The organism is Arthrobacter sp. 10T413_2, from assembly GCF_056394205.1.
Window position 1 is genome coordinate 1 of sequence record NZ_JBFTHK010000103.1, and the last position, 14,810, is coordinate 14,810.

Here is a 14,810-nt window from a genome sequence, read left to right on the forward strand (position 1 = left end):
GGCGTAATCGCGGCATTTGATGACCACGCTCGGTAAAACAGGGTTGCGTAACTGGGGATTGGCCAGGCCCGCGGTCAGGAACTTCACGAAGGTTGATTTGCCGGCGCCGGGAGAACCCATGATGAGCACTCGGAAAGGCGCCCCAGACGACACTAGGCCTCCTGAGTCCTCTGTGGATTCGGAGCTGACATCGATGAAGTCGCGACTGACGTAGAGATCGTCGAAGCTCACCTGGCTGTCTACTTCGGCATGGCCAATAATTTGCTCTTGGTCGCCAGCGAGGATTGAGTTGGCAAGCTCTCCGGAAAGCCTGGCAGTTCCTTTGACCGTGTCCAAATCGCCAGTAAGAGCCAGCAAACGGCCTACATAAGCCAGGTGAGCGCCCTCGTTTTCCTTACCCTTGAGTGGGCTCGCAAGAAATTCGGAGTACGCCTCAACCTCTTCGTGCAGTTCCTCCGAGTGTTTCGCGTTAGGCAGTACGCCCCGGAAAAGTTCAACAACAGAGTTGAAGATGGCGTCGCCCTTAGCCGCCCACTTCAAGTCTGATTGGACAGCCCACCGCCGGCATTCGTTGAGAAACGCGACGCGAGCACCTTCCACTACGTCCTCAGCGTCGGAAAGAACTGTCCCCACAGCGAGAAGCACCAGGATCGGCTTGACCGAATCGCTCTCCAGGAAAGCATGTATGTCAGCAAGTTCACCAGCAGAAAGCACCACATCTTTGCCGGAGAGGGCGCCCAACGTTAGCCAGTCCTGGTCGATTGTCCCGCTCAACCGGGCGCGGCGGTACGCCGACCTGACGCCCTTATTCGCGGCCTGCAAAAGAGTGGAGGTTCCGCTGACTATGCCGACGGATGCTGCAACGGTACTAATGGGTTCCATACCGGAACTTTATCGATCTCCGCCGCACAGTTGACGGTGCCGTGCTGACCACCTTCCGGTCGGCTGAATCGGGCGGTCGCTCGCGATAGTGGTTACAGAGCTGGCCGCAAAGCGTGTGCCTCAATAACGACCGTTTCTGACGCGCCCATGGCAAGCCTCCGAAAACGACTCGAATGCCCCAAAAGTGGTGGTCAGAACTGGTTTCCGAAAAGAAAGCCGGTCAAAACGTGAGCTGCGGGGTTTTTGACGGGTAGGCAATGTGTGCAGGCCACGGTTAGCCGCAGGTGCCTCGAGCACCCAGCGCGACAACCGCGTGGCGGCGGGACGGGGTCATTTACCGGCGGGTGTGCTGCGTTTGCGGAAGGTTCCGGCGATGGAGAGCTTGCCCGAGTACTGGATCGAGCCGTAGCGGAAGAGATGGACGGCGAGGCGGAGGATGAGGATTCCGATGATGAAGAGTTCGGCGATGACGATGGTTGCTTCTACGGGTGAGAGGGTGCCGAAGCCGTTGCGGAGCATGGCGGTTACGGGGGCTGAGAGCGGGAAGTAGGTGAAGATCTGCACGATGGGTGCTCGCGGGTCCGAGACGATGAGGGTCATGGCGTAGAAGGGGACGAAGATCAGCGCCATCAGGGGCCCGAAGACGGTGCCGGMGTCTTTGGCGGTGGGCATGACCGCGCCGATCGCGACCAGGACGCCGGTGAAGACGGTGAAACCACCKAGCAKCAGCAGCGCCCCGACGATCATGGTCCCGGGGTCGAAACTCAGGGTCGAGAGGTCCAGGTCGGGCATGGCGAGTTTGTCGCGGAAGAAGGCGTAGCCGACGGCGATGGGGGTGAGGAAGACCAGAATCTGGACCAGGCCGACCATGAACAGGGCGATGATTTTGCCGATGATCAGGGTGGTCGGGTTCAGGGTCGTGAGGATCATTTCGGTGACCCGGTTTTCTTTCTMTTCCAGGGTGCTGTTGAGCATCTGGTTGGAGAGCAGAATGATCGAGACGTAGAAGATCAGCAGGAACATCAGCGKCGGGACGGCGGATCCGATGCCACCGGCGAGCTGGCCGTCCTTGAAGGTCTGGGATTCGGTTTTCATGTCGCCGCTGGCCGCGGCGGTAAGTTGCGGGGAGCCGATCTTGGCCCGGGCTGAGGCGGTGAGGAGTTGTTTGGCGACGGCGTCGTATTTGCCGTTGTCGAAGATCCCCTGGTCTGTCCCGTAGACCTTCACGGGCTGGGTGGCCGGGGCGGCGGGGTAGGCGAAGTACGCCTCCGTCAGTCCCTTTTTCACGTMCAGGAGGGCCTGTTCGGGGTTGGTGGTTTTCTTCCCGCCCATGGCGGTGGCGATCGCGGGGGTGATGAGTCCGGAGTCGTCGGTGTAGGTGAAGGAGATGGCGGCGGTCTTCTGGGCATCGGCACTGGCKTGGGTGGAGGAGTTGCTGAGGTAGACGAGGCCGAAGACGATGGCCATCACGATCGGGATGGCCAGGGTTGCGATCCAGAAGCGGCGTTTTTTGACGGTGCGGGTGAATTCGAACCCGACGACGGTGCCGAGGTTGTGACCGGCGAAGGGGCGCCTCGCCGGGACCGGCGACGCGGGCTGTGCCGGGGCGGGGGAGGGGATTGGCGTGGAGGTTTTCTGGGTCATGGGGTTTATGCCTCCGCCATGTCGTGGGTGTCGCCGTAGACCTTGATGAAGACCTCGTCCAGGGACGTCCGGGCCGTGGTGAACGCCTTCACGGCGACGCCGTGGCCGATGAGCTCGCGCAGGACGGCGGCTTCGTCCGCGCTGGGGCGGGGGGAGAGCTCGGCCTGGCCGCCGGCCGCACTGACAATGTCATAGAGGGGAGAGGGCGGCAGGGCCCCGTCGTAGGTGAGCCGGTAGACGGTGCCGCCGAATTGTTCCTGGACTTCCGCGACGGTGCCGTAGGCGCGGGAGGTGCCGTCCTTGAGCAGGATCACCCGGTCGCAGAGGCGTTCGACTTCTTCCATCTGGTGGGTGACCATGATGACGGTCGCGCCGGCGAGTTTCTGATCTTCGATGATGTCCATGAGCAGGCGCCGGTTGACCGGGTCGAAGCCCTTGGTCGGTTCGTCMAGGATCAGCAGCTCGGGGTCGTTCATGATGGTCACGCCGAGCTGGATTTTCTGCTGCTGCCCGCCGGAGAGCTTGTCCAGCCGCATGGTGGCCTTGTCGGCCAGGTCGACCCGTTCCAGGTACTCGCGGGACCAGGCTTTCGCGCGGGCCTTGTCGAGGCCTTTGAGCCGGCCGAAGTAGACCATCACGTCCAGGACGGATTCTTTCTTGTAGAGGCCGCGCTCCTCGGGCAGGTACCCGAGGCGGGCCCCGTCCTGCGGGGTGAAGGGCMTGCCGCCGATGTGGAGGGTCCCGGCGGTCGGCTGGTAGATGCCCAGCAAGGCCCGGAGGGTCGTGGTTTTCCCCGAGCCGTTGCTGCCGAGGAACCCGAACGTTTCCCCGGCCCGGACATCGAAGGACAGGTCCTTGATGACCGTTGCGTCCCCGAAGTCCATCCTGAAGTCTTTGATGTGTACCAGCGGCTCGGCGGCCGCGTCCCCCCGCGTCATACCCACACTCTAACCGGATGATCCGTCGCCGGTGAGGTACGGCGCCGGACGCGGAACCCGTCCCGGATCACCGGTTGCCMCGGCGTTCCTGCGAAGGGCGGTGGCGGCCGGATAGACCCCGGGAGCTGACGGTCCCGGCACCGGGAATATGACCAAAGGCGCAGGTGAAAAACGCCAGTGAATCAAGGTAAGCCGCCTATTCATTCAGTTGAATGATTGGTAGAATTGGGGCGGCAGGTCGCCAGACGAACGCAACTTATCGAGATACGAAACCAGGTGCTGAAATGACCCTCACCATCTACACCAAGGCCGCCGGATGCTTCGGCTGCGCCAAGACCAGACAGAAGTTCACCGACGCCGGCCTCGCCTTCGTCGAGGTCGATGTGACCACTAACCCGGCCGCGTTCGAGTACATCACCGAAGAGCTCGGCTACTCCCAGGTCCCCGTGGTGGTCTACGGCAAGGAGAGCAGCGAAGACCACTGGTCCGGGCTGGACCCGGCCAGGATCGCCCGGRTCATCGGGATCGAAACCGCCGTGCGGCAAGGTGCCMTCACATGAGCGTCGGAACCAGCGTGACCGTCATCGGAAACCTGACCGMCGACMCTGAACTGCGGTTCACCGAGTCCGGGACTGCCGTCGCAAACTTCACTATCGCCTCCACTCCCAGGACCTTCGACTCCCGGACCGGCCGGTGGACCGACGGGGATACCCTGTTCCAGCCCGCCACGGCGTGGCGCGGCACCGCTGAACACGCGGCCGCATCTCTGGCCAAGGGCATGCGCGTGATCGCCACCGGCACCCTKAAACCCCGGTCCTATACGACGAAGACGGGGGAGGGGCGCACTGTCGTCGAGCTCGAGGTCGAGGATATCGGCCCGTCCCTGCGCCACACCAACGCGGAAGTCACGCGCACCGGCCCCGGCCCGGAGCAGGACGAGGAGCACCCGCCGGACAGGTTCAGCCTGTCCGCCCGGGAGTATGGGAACGATGATGATGCGTGGTTTGGGCTCGCGGCCAACCMGGACGGCCACATCAACGTCCCGTCCCCCGATCTCGAGCTGCCCCTCTGACATTGCACAAGGCCCAAACATCGACGGAGCGAATGCAGGGGCACTGATGGTCACGACATGGCAGGTACGCTCCGGAACCGGGCCGGATGGGCAACGTTACTGCGATGACAATCACCCTTCGGGCTGCGTCCMGGCTCTGGGAGGAAGGGGTCAGCTGGCCCCGATGTCCTGCTGACCGCGGTACGTGCGGTCCTGCTGGTCTTCTGGACCGTCCGTCCKGTCCCGCTGGAACGGACCCTCAGGAGCCACGCCGGGAGCGGTAAGGACCCATGAGCCGGGCAGTGAGTGAGGGAAGATCAACGGGATGAAGAAGATCGCGGCGTTCACGCCGTATTTCACTGAAGAGGAAGCCGGTCAGGTCCGTGCGGCGTTCCTCGCCGCAGGTCATCTGGAGGGGGACGCGTCCGTGTCGGACTTCATCGTGCGGGCCACKATGCGGGAGGTGAAGCGGCTGCAGCGCCGCCACAACCAGGGCCGGGCATGGGATCCGGTTCCGGCCGGTGCGCTGCGCCGCGGGCAACGCACCCGGGACGAACTGCAGCACCGGAACGAGGGGACCTGATGATGGCGAAACGGACCGAAGGCACCGACGCGCCGGCRACACCTGCGGCCGGTGGAGGACTGCCCAGGATGCTGACGCTGGATCAGGTGAAGGAAGTCCTGAACGTGAACACTCCTTTGGTGTATGCGCTGGTRCGCAGCGGGGAACTGCGTGCCGCGCAGTTCGGCGGCCGCGGTGTCTGGCGCGTCCGGGAGGATGACCTGCTGGCCTACATCGATGGTGCCTACGACAGGACGGCCCAGCGGATCGCCGCCGGGCAGATCCCCGAGGAAACAACCACCGAAGACTAGTCCGCGGGACCCTCCGCCGCCGTCCGTACCGGGGGCACAATTAAGGCATGTGCGGCAGGTACGTGATGTCCAGGGCGACGGGGGATCTCCTGCGTCATTTCGAGGCGACGGACGTCGAGGGCAGCCCGCCTGCGCCGAGCTGGAATGTGGCGCCCACTCAGGATGTCCCGATCATCGCCGAGAGGCTGGATGAGGACGCCGTGGAGCGCCGGCTGTTGATCGCCCGCTGGGGCCTCGTCCCGTCCTGGGCCAAGGATGTGAAGATCGGTTCGAAGCTGATCAACGCCCGCAGCGAATCCATCCTGGAGAAGCCGGCTTTCCGCAAGGCKGCGATCAAGCGGCGGGCCCTGATCCCGGCCGAGGGATATTACGAATGGGAGAAAACCCCGGACKGGAAAAAGATCCCGCATTACCTCCACTCCGGGAAGAACGAACTGCTGGCCTTCGCCGGGCTCTATGAGTTTTGGCCGGACCCGTCCCTGCCGGTGGATGACCCGCACCGGTGGCTGCTCAGCTGTACCGTGCTGACCACCACGGCCCACGATTCGATGGGCCACGTCCACKACCGGGCACCGGTCATTGTCCCGCCGGAGATGTTCCATGACTGGCTCAACCCCGGCACCACCGACAAGACGGAAGTGCAGAAGATCCTGGACGGCATTCCCGAACCGGTCCTGACCCCGACGGTGGTCACGGACAGGGTGAACAGCGTGCGCAACAACGGCCCCGAACTCATCGAACCGGCCCCCTGACCCGCGCCTCCGGAGCCGCCGCCGGCCGCCCCTGCCGGAGCGGCAGCGGAACCAGGCAAACATCGGCACGGGAATGGCCGCCCCGGTACGGTGACGGCCATTCAGGTGGTGCGATGCACTCGCTTGCGGGTGTTTCTTTGTGGTCTTTGGCTGAAGAAAGCCGGCCCTCACGTCTGGTGTGCCGGGTGCCCCAGGGCGTGGACCATGGGGAAGGACCCGGCAGCCCGTTAGGGCTGTGTGGTCGCGGTGGTCAGGACGTCACTGTGCGGGGGAGTGGACGCCTGTCCGKCGGTCTCCACCGGCGATGCTTTCCGCCGCCGGGAGACGGCTCCGGGTTCGAGTCCGAGCTTCTTCAGCTCCTCCGCGCTCCACCCGTCCTTGGTGGCCCGGACGCAGGCGCGTTTGTCGTCGCGTTCGGCTTCGGCGAGTTGTTCCTTGAGGTCAGCGACCCGCTGCCGGGCCTTGACCAACGCGGTGACGGATTCAATGCGCGAGTCCAGCAGCGCGCGGGCCTGGTTACGTGTGGTTTCAATGTCGAGGTTCGCCATGCCAACCACCTTAACCCGCCACCCATCGGCGTCTGCCGTGACACGCGGTGACCCGCCGGCATTCCGGAATCGCCGCGGAGCAAGCTATACGTTTACACGGGTGTAAATGGCGTGTCGCTCACRGCCCGGTGGTTGTTTACTTGGCACACTCGTTGGTGTAGTCCCCGGTTTCGGGGTCGCTGCGCTGGGCTTTCAAGGGACGGGGGAGTGCGTGACTGAGCAGAATGAGTCCCGTCCGCGCCTGTCCAAGCGCCGCCGTGAGAATTCGCCGGCAGGGACGAAGAAGCGCCGCGAGGTGTGGGTCACCGCTGAGGAGGAAGCCGCGTTGGTGGCGCGCGCCGCCCGGGAGAAAGTTACTGTCCCGAACCTGCTGATCACCGCGGCATTGTCTGAGTCGTCGGAGACGCCGACGGAGCGCAGGGCGGCGATGGCGGAACTGATGGCCCTGCACACGCTCCTGGCGCGGGTTTCGAACAACGTGAACCAGATCGCCCGCCACGCGAACGCCGGGGATGAGTTCCCGCAGGACGCAAAGGCGGCACTGGCCTATGTGCGCGAGATCGCGATGCGGATTGACCGGACCATTGAAGGGCTGACGTAGCCGATGATTCCCAACATCACGCGCGGCTCCAGGGTGTCCGGACTGCTGCTGTATCTGGCATCGACCGATGCGGACAAGACGAAGAACTCCCACACTGATCCGCACCTGGTGGCCGGGGATGCGGCGATCATGGCCTGGTATGACGACGGCGTCCTGGACCGCGATGACGCTGTGGCGATCGCGAAGCACCTGGACCAGCCCCGGAAGTCTTTTGGCGTMGAGATCCTGCAGAAGGATTTCCGCTGGGACGCGGCCTCGAAACAGCGCGTGGAGAACGGCCACAAGCCCGCTGATGTGTGGCATTGCTCGCTGAGCCTCCGCGCCGAAGAAGGTGCACTGACGGATCAGCAGTGGGGAGATATCGCCAACGACTTTGTCGACGCCATGGGCTTCACCGAAGCCAGCGGCAAAGCCCAGTGCCGCTGGGCAGCGATCAACCACGGAACGTCCGAGAACGGCAACCACCACATCCACATCGCGGTGTCCCTCGTCCGTGAAGACGGCACCAAAGCCTCCACCCATGGCGACTATAGACGCGCACAGCAAACCTGCCGCGCGCTGGAGGTCAAGTACGGGCTGGAACAGCTCTCGACGGTGCACGCCACCCGTGGGTACGACCGGGCCGAGAAGGCCACCGCGATCAGGGACGACCGGGAAATGCACCGGTCATCCCTGGCCCGGAAAGTGCGGGCCAGCGCCAGTGCCTCCGGGACCGAAGCGGAGTTCGTCCGGCGCGCCCGGGACACCGGCCTGCTCGTCCGGCCGCGCTACGCGAAGAACACCACCGACGTCATTGTCGGCTACTCCGTGGCCGAACGCCCCGCCCGAGGCGAACGTCCTATCTGGTTCGGCGGCGGGACCCTCGCCTCTGACCTGAAACTCGGTGCACTTCGTGAGGAATGGCCCGACACCCCGCAGCTGGCCACGGAAGCCGCGGCGGAATGGAACGCTGCTGCCCGCAACCGGCGCACCGTGTCCAGGACGGGCCCCGAGCATGCGACACCGCCGGCGGAGGCGTGGGTGGAGTACACCCGCAACGCGGCCGCCCTGGCGGATCAGCTTCGCAGCATTCCGCTGGATGATCACGCGACCTGGGCGAAGGCTGCGAGGGACGTCTCCGGGGCGTTCGCGGCCTGGTCCTACCGGCTGGAACCGACCCCGGGTCCGCTGGCGGCCACCGCTGCTGAACTGTCCCGCACCGCCCAGCTGCGCGCACCACGCCGGCACAGCAAACCTGTGCCGTTGCCGTCCATTGCCGGGACGGCCATGTTGTTCATGGCGGCAGCCAGCAAGAACAAGACCGCGGCGCAGACAGCCCTGATGGTGCAGCTGATCAACACCGCCTTCGCCGTCTATGAAATGCATGCCCAGTCCGGACGGACCCGTGAGGCTCAGCGCATCCGGTCCGTGGTCGAGGAGCGGCTGGCCCCGTTCACCGGGACGATGCCCAAGGCTGTTTTGGTGGGTGCCGGGCAGCAGCCGGCACCTGATGCTGCTGTGGCGCCGCGGGCGATCGATATCGCCAGGCGCGGCATGGTCCCCATCCGTCCCGGATCAGCGGTGCCCACGACCCCAACGCCGGCGACGCCGGCGAAAACCTCCCAGCCCGGCCGGCGCGACGCCGGGCCGGGCCTGGACCGATAGACCACCAACTGCAAGGAACAGCATGAGTGAATCAGATGGCATGGATGACGTTCTGGACGGCGGCCTGCGGCAGTCGCTGATGATCGCCTCACGCATTGCCGAGACACTGGCACGCCGGCGGCAGGAGAGCCAGCGGCAGCAGGAACACCAGGACGCCCAGACAGCGCACGAAGCGCGTGCACGCCTCGCCGGTGAACGCAGCGTCGCGCACGCAGCGCTGGCACCCGTGGCGAAAGACCAATGGTGGGACAAGGCACAGCCTCGAGACATCGCCACGGCACACGCCCTGGCCGAAGGGTGGAAGGACAATGATCCGGCCGCCCTCGCCGCATCCGAACGGATCCGGACCGAAGTCCAGCGCCGCTACGGCATCGACACCCTCGACGTCGGCACGGACGCCGCGTACCTGGAATCGGGCATCGAAACCATCAGCGCCGAACAGGCCCKCCGCGCCGCTGTGGCGGAGCACAGGAAGGGCATGGCACTCATCGCCGCCGCCCAGGCCGAAGAACTCCGCGCCAAAGCCAAGACGCTTGCCCCGGAAATGGAGCGGCACCAGGTGCCTCTCGAATACCTGAACAACCACGCCCTGGCCGAGGCGCTGCAGAGCGCACACGACGCCACGACGCCGGAAGCCATCGAGGCCGCCGACACTACGGTGAAGGAACGCCTGTACCTGATCGGCAAAGACGGCATCAACGGTCCCACCATCGAGAAGCTTCGCGAAGAAACCACGGCGAACTTCACCGGGGCCGGCGAGGACCACTTCAGCGATGCCAGGTTCGTGGACGCCGCCAAGGAATGGCACGACGCGAAACTCCTCGCCGAGGGAGGATTCAACGGCACCCAAGGGCAGCCGCTGGAACAACGCTACGAACGCACCGAAGCGGACCTCTTCGCGCGCATCGCCGAGCTCGGCCGCGAGCTGGAGGGCAGGGTCACCGCCGAMGACAGCGAACGGCTGAAGGACCAGGGCGGGAAGGCCGAAACCAGCCCGGCCGCAGAATACGGTTCCGCCGACCATCACCAGGCATTCGCCGTCACCCTCTCCGGCACCGCCAGCGAGGAACGCGTCAAGGGACGCCTTGCCGCTGCCCGCAGCGAGGGCACGCACCCCAGCGCCGCACTCGTCAGCGGCAAAGATCCGGCGAAGGCGCGGAAAACAATCAGGGGCGCAACAATGGGGGCCCAGAAAACCCGGAACGGCCCCAGCCGCTAGTGGCGCCCTGCTGCCGCGCCAGCAGCCGTGCCAGCCCGGTACCGGCCAAGAGGATCGAACCCGACTCGTGCCGGGGGCGGGCGGCAAAACCTKTGGCCATACACGACGGAAGGAGTCGCCCGCATGGAACACCCGGAGGAACCGGAACGCCGGCCTGATCCTGAGCTGGCGTCAGATGAGGCCGTTATCCGCGAGGCCCTGCAGCTGCTCCACGAACTCGATGACACCCCTCCACAGCAGATGACGGCCTTGTTCTACCAGCACTGGTTCGAACAGCTGAGCATGACAACCCGTGACCTGCTCCGCGTCCTTGGCCACGACCCCGACGCCTGAGGTCAGACACGGTCACTCGGGCGGCCCGCCGATCAGCTGCGGCCGCCCGGCGAGCCCGCAACGTTCCTAATAGTCCAGAGTTCTCTGGACTATTAGGAACAKACACGGGTCGAAACCGCCCCAGCGTCAATTGTCCAGAGAACTCTKGACAATTAGCTACAGCCTCGATCCGGCTCCCGTCGGGGGGAACAGTTAGGGTGGGGGCGTGCCCACAATTGAGCCTGACCTGCCCAGCAGCTACGCCGGAACCCTCGCATCCCTGAAGACACTGGTTGCTTCCGCCCAACTACGTGCACAGCAAGCGGCGAACAGCGCGATGGTCGAAATGTATTGGGCCATTGGAGCAACGATCCTGCAGCAACAGGCCCAGGAACCGTKGGGGACCAAAGTGCTGCAGCGCCTCGCGGCAGATCTAAAGACGTCCTTCCCGACCATGCGCGGTTTTTCCCGATCAAACCTCTTCTACATGCGCTCGTTCGCCGCCGCCTGGGACTTGTCACAGGCAGAAGTCCGCAGCAGAGTCGGTGTGCTCCCATGGAGACACATTGTCGAGCTGCTCAAGCTCAAGGACCCCGAGCTCCGCGACTGGTACGCCGAAACAGCTGTAGAACACAATTGGAAGCTTGAAGTCCTTGAGCATCAAATCGCCACAGGACTCCACCGACGCCTCGGGGCCGCTCCAAACAACCTCGAGGAACGTCTGCCMGGCGACGGGGCTGATCTGGCCAGGCATGTCGCCAAAGACCCCTTGGTACTCGATTTTCTCGGTCTGACGGCAGAGGCTCAGGAACTGGCCATCGAACAGGCCATGACACAGCGCATGTCCCAAACGCTGGCAGAGTTCGGCCGGGGGTTTGCTTTCTATGGCCGCCAGTATCACCTCGATGTAGAAGGCGAGAACTTCTACATCGACCTCCTCCTGGTACACGTACCCACCAACAGATTTGTGGTCGTGGAGATTAAGGCAGGAAAATTCAGGCCGGAACACCTGGGACAGCTCAACTTTTATGTCGCGGCCGTGAACAACCTAGTCAGGTTCCCGGGCATKGCCCCAACGGTKGGAATCCTTGTTTGCAGTTCAAAACACGAACCCACGGTCAGGTACGCACTGGACGGCTCATCCCAGCCTGTCGCCGTCAGCTCGTACACCTATGACTCCCTTCCGCCGGAGGAGCGAGCGGCGCTGCCATCCCCGGAGGCGATCACTGCGGCGCTCGAGCAAGGAACAGTGGCCGATTCCGGCGGGATGTGACCGCCCGGGTGGCTGACCGGGCGCTTCCGGGCAGTGACTAACTGTGAGTGGCTGCATCTTGCTGAAATATTCGCCATCGATCATGTCCTCGGGGACCTATKCCTGGCCTGCCCCTACTATCCAGCGCGCTTTGGACAGTTGTATCGGCGAAGACGCCCACGGCTAAGGTTCCGCTGCGGCGCTGTGGCCGCGTCCCGGCGGGGACCAGCGGCCTATGGGCGGCATTCCGKGGTGTCCTGCCGTTCCGGCAGGACACCCTACTCGTGAAGAGGGTGTCCGAGGCTTGTGATGAAGCGTCCGATGGCGTCTTCGGCTGTGGGAATGCCGAAGACTTCACCCTGACGGGCCGTGTTTGCCACGTAGCGGCCGGTCTCGAACCACTCGAGCATGGCGGCGATGTCCTCGGGTACGGAGACGCCGTCGCCAGGGGCCCCTGCCGCAGCGGTCGGGCCCGGCCTTACTGTGATCGGCCGGCCGAGCAGGCTGCCGGAGATGTCCGCGACGTCCTGGATGCTCACGGGGCGGTCCCATCCAATATCGATCCGTTCCCCTGCGGCAATGTCGGCGTCGACAGCCGCGGCGAGGTACGCGGCGAGGTCGGAGCTGAGGATGAACGTCAGCGGGACACGGGGGGAGCCCAACCATGAGAGGCTGCCCCGGGAGAAGGGATCTCCACCGAATCTGGTGAGCTGGTCCAGGAAGGCGCCGGGGCGCAGAGCGACAAAGGCGACGTGCTTGTCCTCCAGCCGGTCTTCGGCCAGTTTCTTATGCCAGAAGTGCGGGACTTGCGGCGTCTGGTCGCAGGTAAGGATGCTGGTGAGGACAAACCTGCGAACACCGGCCCGGGCCGCCGAGTCGATGAGGTTGCGGTTTCCGACTACGTCGATCTCGGAAGTGTCGCCCCTGCTGTGGCCGGTGTAGCCGGCGGCCGTCGTAACCACAGCGTCGACGTCGCCCATAGCGCGCTCCAGCGATCCGGGATCCATCATGTCTCCGCGCGCGATCTCAACCCCAGCCGCCTCGAGCCGTGCTGCATCGGATCCAGGCCGCACCAGGGCCCGCACCTGCTTGCCGCGGTCCAGCAATGCCGCTATGACTTGGCTTCCGAGATACCCGGTGCCGCCGACAACCAGAACTGGTGAACTGTCCACAATTCAACTCCTTGTCTTTTGGTCCGTGTGGAATGTTTCTCCAAAGCCTGTCAATGCTCCCTGTTTCCTCCGAAGCGTGGCAGGCGCCGCGCTGGGGCATTGAAACGGTTGCGCAGCCGATTCTCTGAGGAGGATCTGGCTCGGGTCGGGTCGGTGGGCCGGACCGTCACAGCGMAGGGGCCCGGCCCGGTGACAACGTCGGGAAGAGAGGCCTGTCGGGGGTTTATGTTGGTCCCGGAGAGCCGCGCCGTCAATCCCGGTGCGGGTTTGGCCCGGCCAGGCGCCGGGCGGCGTCGGCGATATGGTCGGCGTMGATGCCTGCCCAGGCGAGGAGTTCCTGCCCGGTTCCGGACCCGGGCATGTCGTGCACGGCCAGGTGCGTGATGGACAGGTCACTCGGCGGTGCCGTGAGYARGGCGTCTTTGACCGCTGATCCCAGGCCTCCCTCGGGGYGGTGGTCTTCGGCGATGATGACGCGGCCCTGTGTCTCGCCGGCGGCGGTGAGCAGTGTTTCTGCGTCTATGGGCTTGATGGAGTAGCAGTCGATGACGCGGGCCYGGATTCCGTCGGCGTCGAGGATGTCKGCTGCCTTGAGCGCTTCGTGCAGGGTGAYCCCTGCCCCGACGAGGGTGACGTCGTCGTTGCCGGAGGACCGCAGGAGTTTGGAACCGCCGAYCGGGAACTGCTCTGCGGCSCTGTACAGGACTGGGTAGGCGCCGCGKGTGGTYCGGAGATAGCTGATGCCGGAGGTTTCSGCCATGGTCTGCACCAGGGCGGCTGTGCTGGTGGCGTCGGCRGGGTAGAGGACGGTCGAGGCGTGCACGGCCCGGATCATCGCGAGGTCTTCCAGCGCCATCTGKGAGGGGCCGTCGGCGCCGATCTCGACGCCGGAGTGTGAGCCGCACAGGCGAAGATCGGCGCCCGTGATGGACCCCATGCGGATGAAGTCGTAGGCGCGGGTGAGGAAGGCCGCGAAGGTCGAGGCGAAGGCTTTATATCCCCGGATGCTCAGYCCCGTGGCGGCGGCGATGAGCTGCTGCTCGGCGATGTACATCTCGAAGAACCGGCCGGGAAATGCCTTGGCGAATTGGTCCGCATGGGTGGAATTGCTGACCTCACCGTCCAGGGCAACCACGGCGGGATCGATGCCGCCGAGTGCTGCCAGGGCGTCGCCGTAGGCCTTTCGCGTGGCGACCTTCTCGCCCAGTGTGTAGCTGGGGAAGGTTGCGCCGGGAGCGTAGATGCCTGCCTTTGTCCCTTCTTCCGGAAGGGGACCGCGCAAGGTCAGTGTCCTTGGACCGCCGAGTTCGGCAATCGCCTTCGCCGCCATATCGGGCGGGAAGGGTTTTCCGTGCCAATCGGGGCTGTCTTCGATCGGGGCGAAGCCTTTGGCCTTGATGGTCTTGGCGAGGATGACAACGGGCCTGCCTTCAGGTGCTTTTGCGGCAGTGGAAAAGGCCGTGTCAATCATGTCGAGATCGTGGCCGTCAATGATGATGGCCTGGGCGCCGAAAGCCTGGACCCGACGGCCATAGGACTCCATGTCCCAGTCGAGTTCGGTCTCGCCCCGCTGTCCCAGCCGGTTTACGTCAACGACGGTGACCAGGTTGGTCAGGCCATAGTGGGAGGCCTTGTCCAGGGCTTCCCAGATGGAGCCTTCCGCCATTTCGCTGTCGCCACACAACACCCACACCCGGTAGGGGAGCCGGTCCAGGTATTTCCCTGCGAGGGCGACCCCTACGCCGTCCGGAAGCCCCTGCCCCAGCGATCCCGTCGCGAAATCCACCCACGGCAGGGCCGGCGTCGGGTGCCCCTGCAGGCGCTGGCCGATGYGGCGGTAGCCGGTCATGAGCTCATCATCGGAAACGACGCCGACGGCCTTGAAGACCGAATACAACAGGGGAGAGGCATGGCCTTTGGAG

At 64.8% G+C, this 14,810-nt stretch carries 16 protein-coding genes; 10 read left to right on the top strand and 6 right to left on the bottom strand.

The window, feature by feature from the left end; translation table 11 throughout:
* The 3 genes from AC1DBQ_RS15445 to AC1DBQ_RS15455 form a co-directional block, all read right to left on the bottom strand.
* The coding region (locus AC1DBQ_RS15445) for a hypothetical protein (protein WP_476929341.1) at nt 1-882 on the bottom strand (882 nt) is incomplete at its 3' end.
* Nucleotides 883-1,212: 330 nt separating this feature from the next.
* Complete coding sequence (locus AC1DBQ_RS15450; protein WP_476929342.1) at nt 1,213-2,526, bottom strand: ABC transporter permease; 1,314 nt, start codon at nt 2,524-2,526, stop codon at nt 1,213-1,215.
* 5 nt (nt 2,527-2,531) lie between these two features.
* Nucleotides 2,532-3,464, bottom strand: a complete 933-nt coding sequence (locus AC1DBQ_RS15455) for an ABC transporter ATP-binding protein (protein ID WP_476929343.1) — start codon at nt 3,462-3,464, stop codon at nt 2,532-2,534.
* Between the two features lie 284 nt (nt 3,465-3,748).
* Here AC1DBQ_RS15455 and AC1DBQ_RS15460 point away from each other — a divergent pair, with 284 nt between their 5' ends.
* From AC1DBQ_RS15460 to AC1DBQ_RS15480, 5 genes are all read left to right on the top strand, one after another.
* Entirely contained in the window at nt 3,749-4,024 is a 276-nt protein-coding gene (locus AC1DBQ_RS15460) for a glutaredoxin family protein (RefSeq protein ID WP_476929344.1), read from the top strand.
* A complete protein-coding gene (gene ssb, locus AC1DBQ_RS15465) occupies nt 4,021-4,536 on the top strand; it encodes a single-stranded DNA-binding protein (RefSeq protein ID WP_476929345.1) in 516 nt (171 codons plus the stop codon). The genes AC1DBQ_RS15460 and ssb overlap by 4 nt, the downstream gene beginning before the upstream one ends.
* Before the next feature lie 304 nt (nt 4,537-4,840).
* Nucleotides 4,841-5,098 (top strand): ParB family protein, encoded by a 258-nt coding sequence (locus tag AC1DBQ_RS15470; protein WP_476929346.1) that lies wholly within the window; start codon nt 4,841-4,843, stop codon nt 5,096-5,098.
* Nucleotides 5,098-5,388 (top strand): helix-turn-helix domain-containing protein, encoded by a 291-nt coding sequence (locus AC1DBQ_RS15475; RefSeq protein WP_476929347.1) that lies wholly within the window; start codon nt 5,098-5,100, stop codon nt 5,386-5,388. The genes AC1DBQ_RS15470 and AC1DBQ_RS15475 overlap by 1 nt, the downstream gene beginning before the upstream one ends.
* Nucleotides 5,389-5,435: 47 nt before the next feature.
* Nucleotides 5,436-6,140, top strand: a complete 705-nt coding sequence (locus tag AC1DBQ_RS15480) for an SOS response-associated peptidase (protein WP_476929348.1) — start codon at nt 5,436-5,438, stop codon at nt 6,138-6,140.
* 227 nt (nt 6,141-6,367) lie between these two features.
* On the opposite strand, the gene AC1DBQ_RS15485 is transcribed toward AC1DBQ_RS15480, so the two are convergent.
* Nucleotides 6,368-6,688, bottom strand: a complete 321-nt coding sequence (locus AC1DBQ_RS15485; RefSeq protein WP_476929349.1) for a hypothetical protein — start codon at nt 6,686-6,688, stop codon at nt 6,368-6,370.
* A 211-nt stretch (nt 6,689-6,899) separates the two neighbouring features.
* Between AC1DBQ_RS15485 and AC1DBQ_RS15490 the strand changes: the two genes are divergently transcribed.
* The 5 genes from AC1DBQ_RS15490 (at nt 6,900) to AC1DBQ_RS15510 (ending at nt 11,737) form a co-directional block, all read left to right on the top strand.
* A complete protein-coding gene (locus tag AC1DBQ_RS15490; RefSeq protein ID WP_476929350.1) occupies nt 6,900-7,289 on the top strand; it encodes a MobC family plasmid mobilization relaxosome protein in 390 nt (129 codons plus the stop codon).
* A 3-nt stretch (nt 7,290-7,292) separates the two neighbouring features.
* The gene (locus AC1DBQ_RS15495; RefSeq protein ID WP_476929351.1) at nt 7,293-8,933 is read left to right on the top strand and encodes a relaxase/mobilization nuclease domain-containing protein; all 1,641 of its coding nucleotides are present in this window, start codon (nt 7,293-7,295) and stop codon (nt 8,931-8,933) included.
* A 22-nt stretch (nt 8,934-8,955) separates the two neighbouring features.
* On the top strand, nt 8,956-10,152 hold the full coding sequence (locus tag AC1DBQ_RS15500; RefSeq protein ID WP_476929352.1) for a hypothetical protein: 1,197 nt from the start codon (nt 8,956-8,958) through the stop codon (nt 10,150-10,152).
* Nucleotides 10,153-10,275: 123 nt separating this feature from the next.
* Nucleotides 10,276-10,485: a hypothetical protein gene (locus AC1DBQ_RS15505; RefSeq protein ID WP_476851022.1), complete on the top strand. Its 210-nt coding sequence runs from the start codon at nt 10,276-10,278 to the stop codon at nt 10,483-10,485.
* A gap of 205 nt (nt 10,486-10,690) precedes the next feature.
* Nucleotides 10,691-11,737, top strand: coding sequence for a PDDEXK nuclease domain-containing protein (locus tag AC1DBQ_RS15510; protein WP_476929353.1), 1,047 nt, complete (start codon nt 10,691-10,693; stop codon nt 11,735-11,737).
* 257 nt (nt 11,738-11,994) lie between these two features.
* On the opposite strand, the gene AC1DBQ_RS15515 is transcribed toward AC1DBQ_RS15510, so the two are convergent.
* The gene (locus tag AC1DBQ_RS15515; RefSeq protein WP_476929354.1) at nt 11,995-12,888 is read right to left on the bottom strand and encodes an SDR family oxidoreductase; all 894 of its coding nucleotides are present in this window, start codon (nt 12,886-12,888) and stop codon (nt 11,995-11,997) included.
* A gap of 250 nt (nt 12,889-13,138) precedes the next feature.
* Nucleotides 13,139-14,810: transketolase (locus AC1DBQ_RS15520; protein WP_476929355.1), on the bottom strand; the 1,672-nt coding region annotated here is incomplete at its 5' end.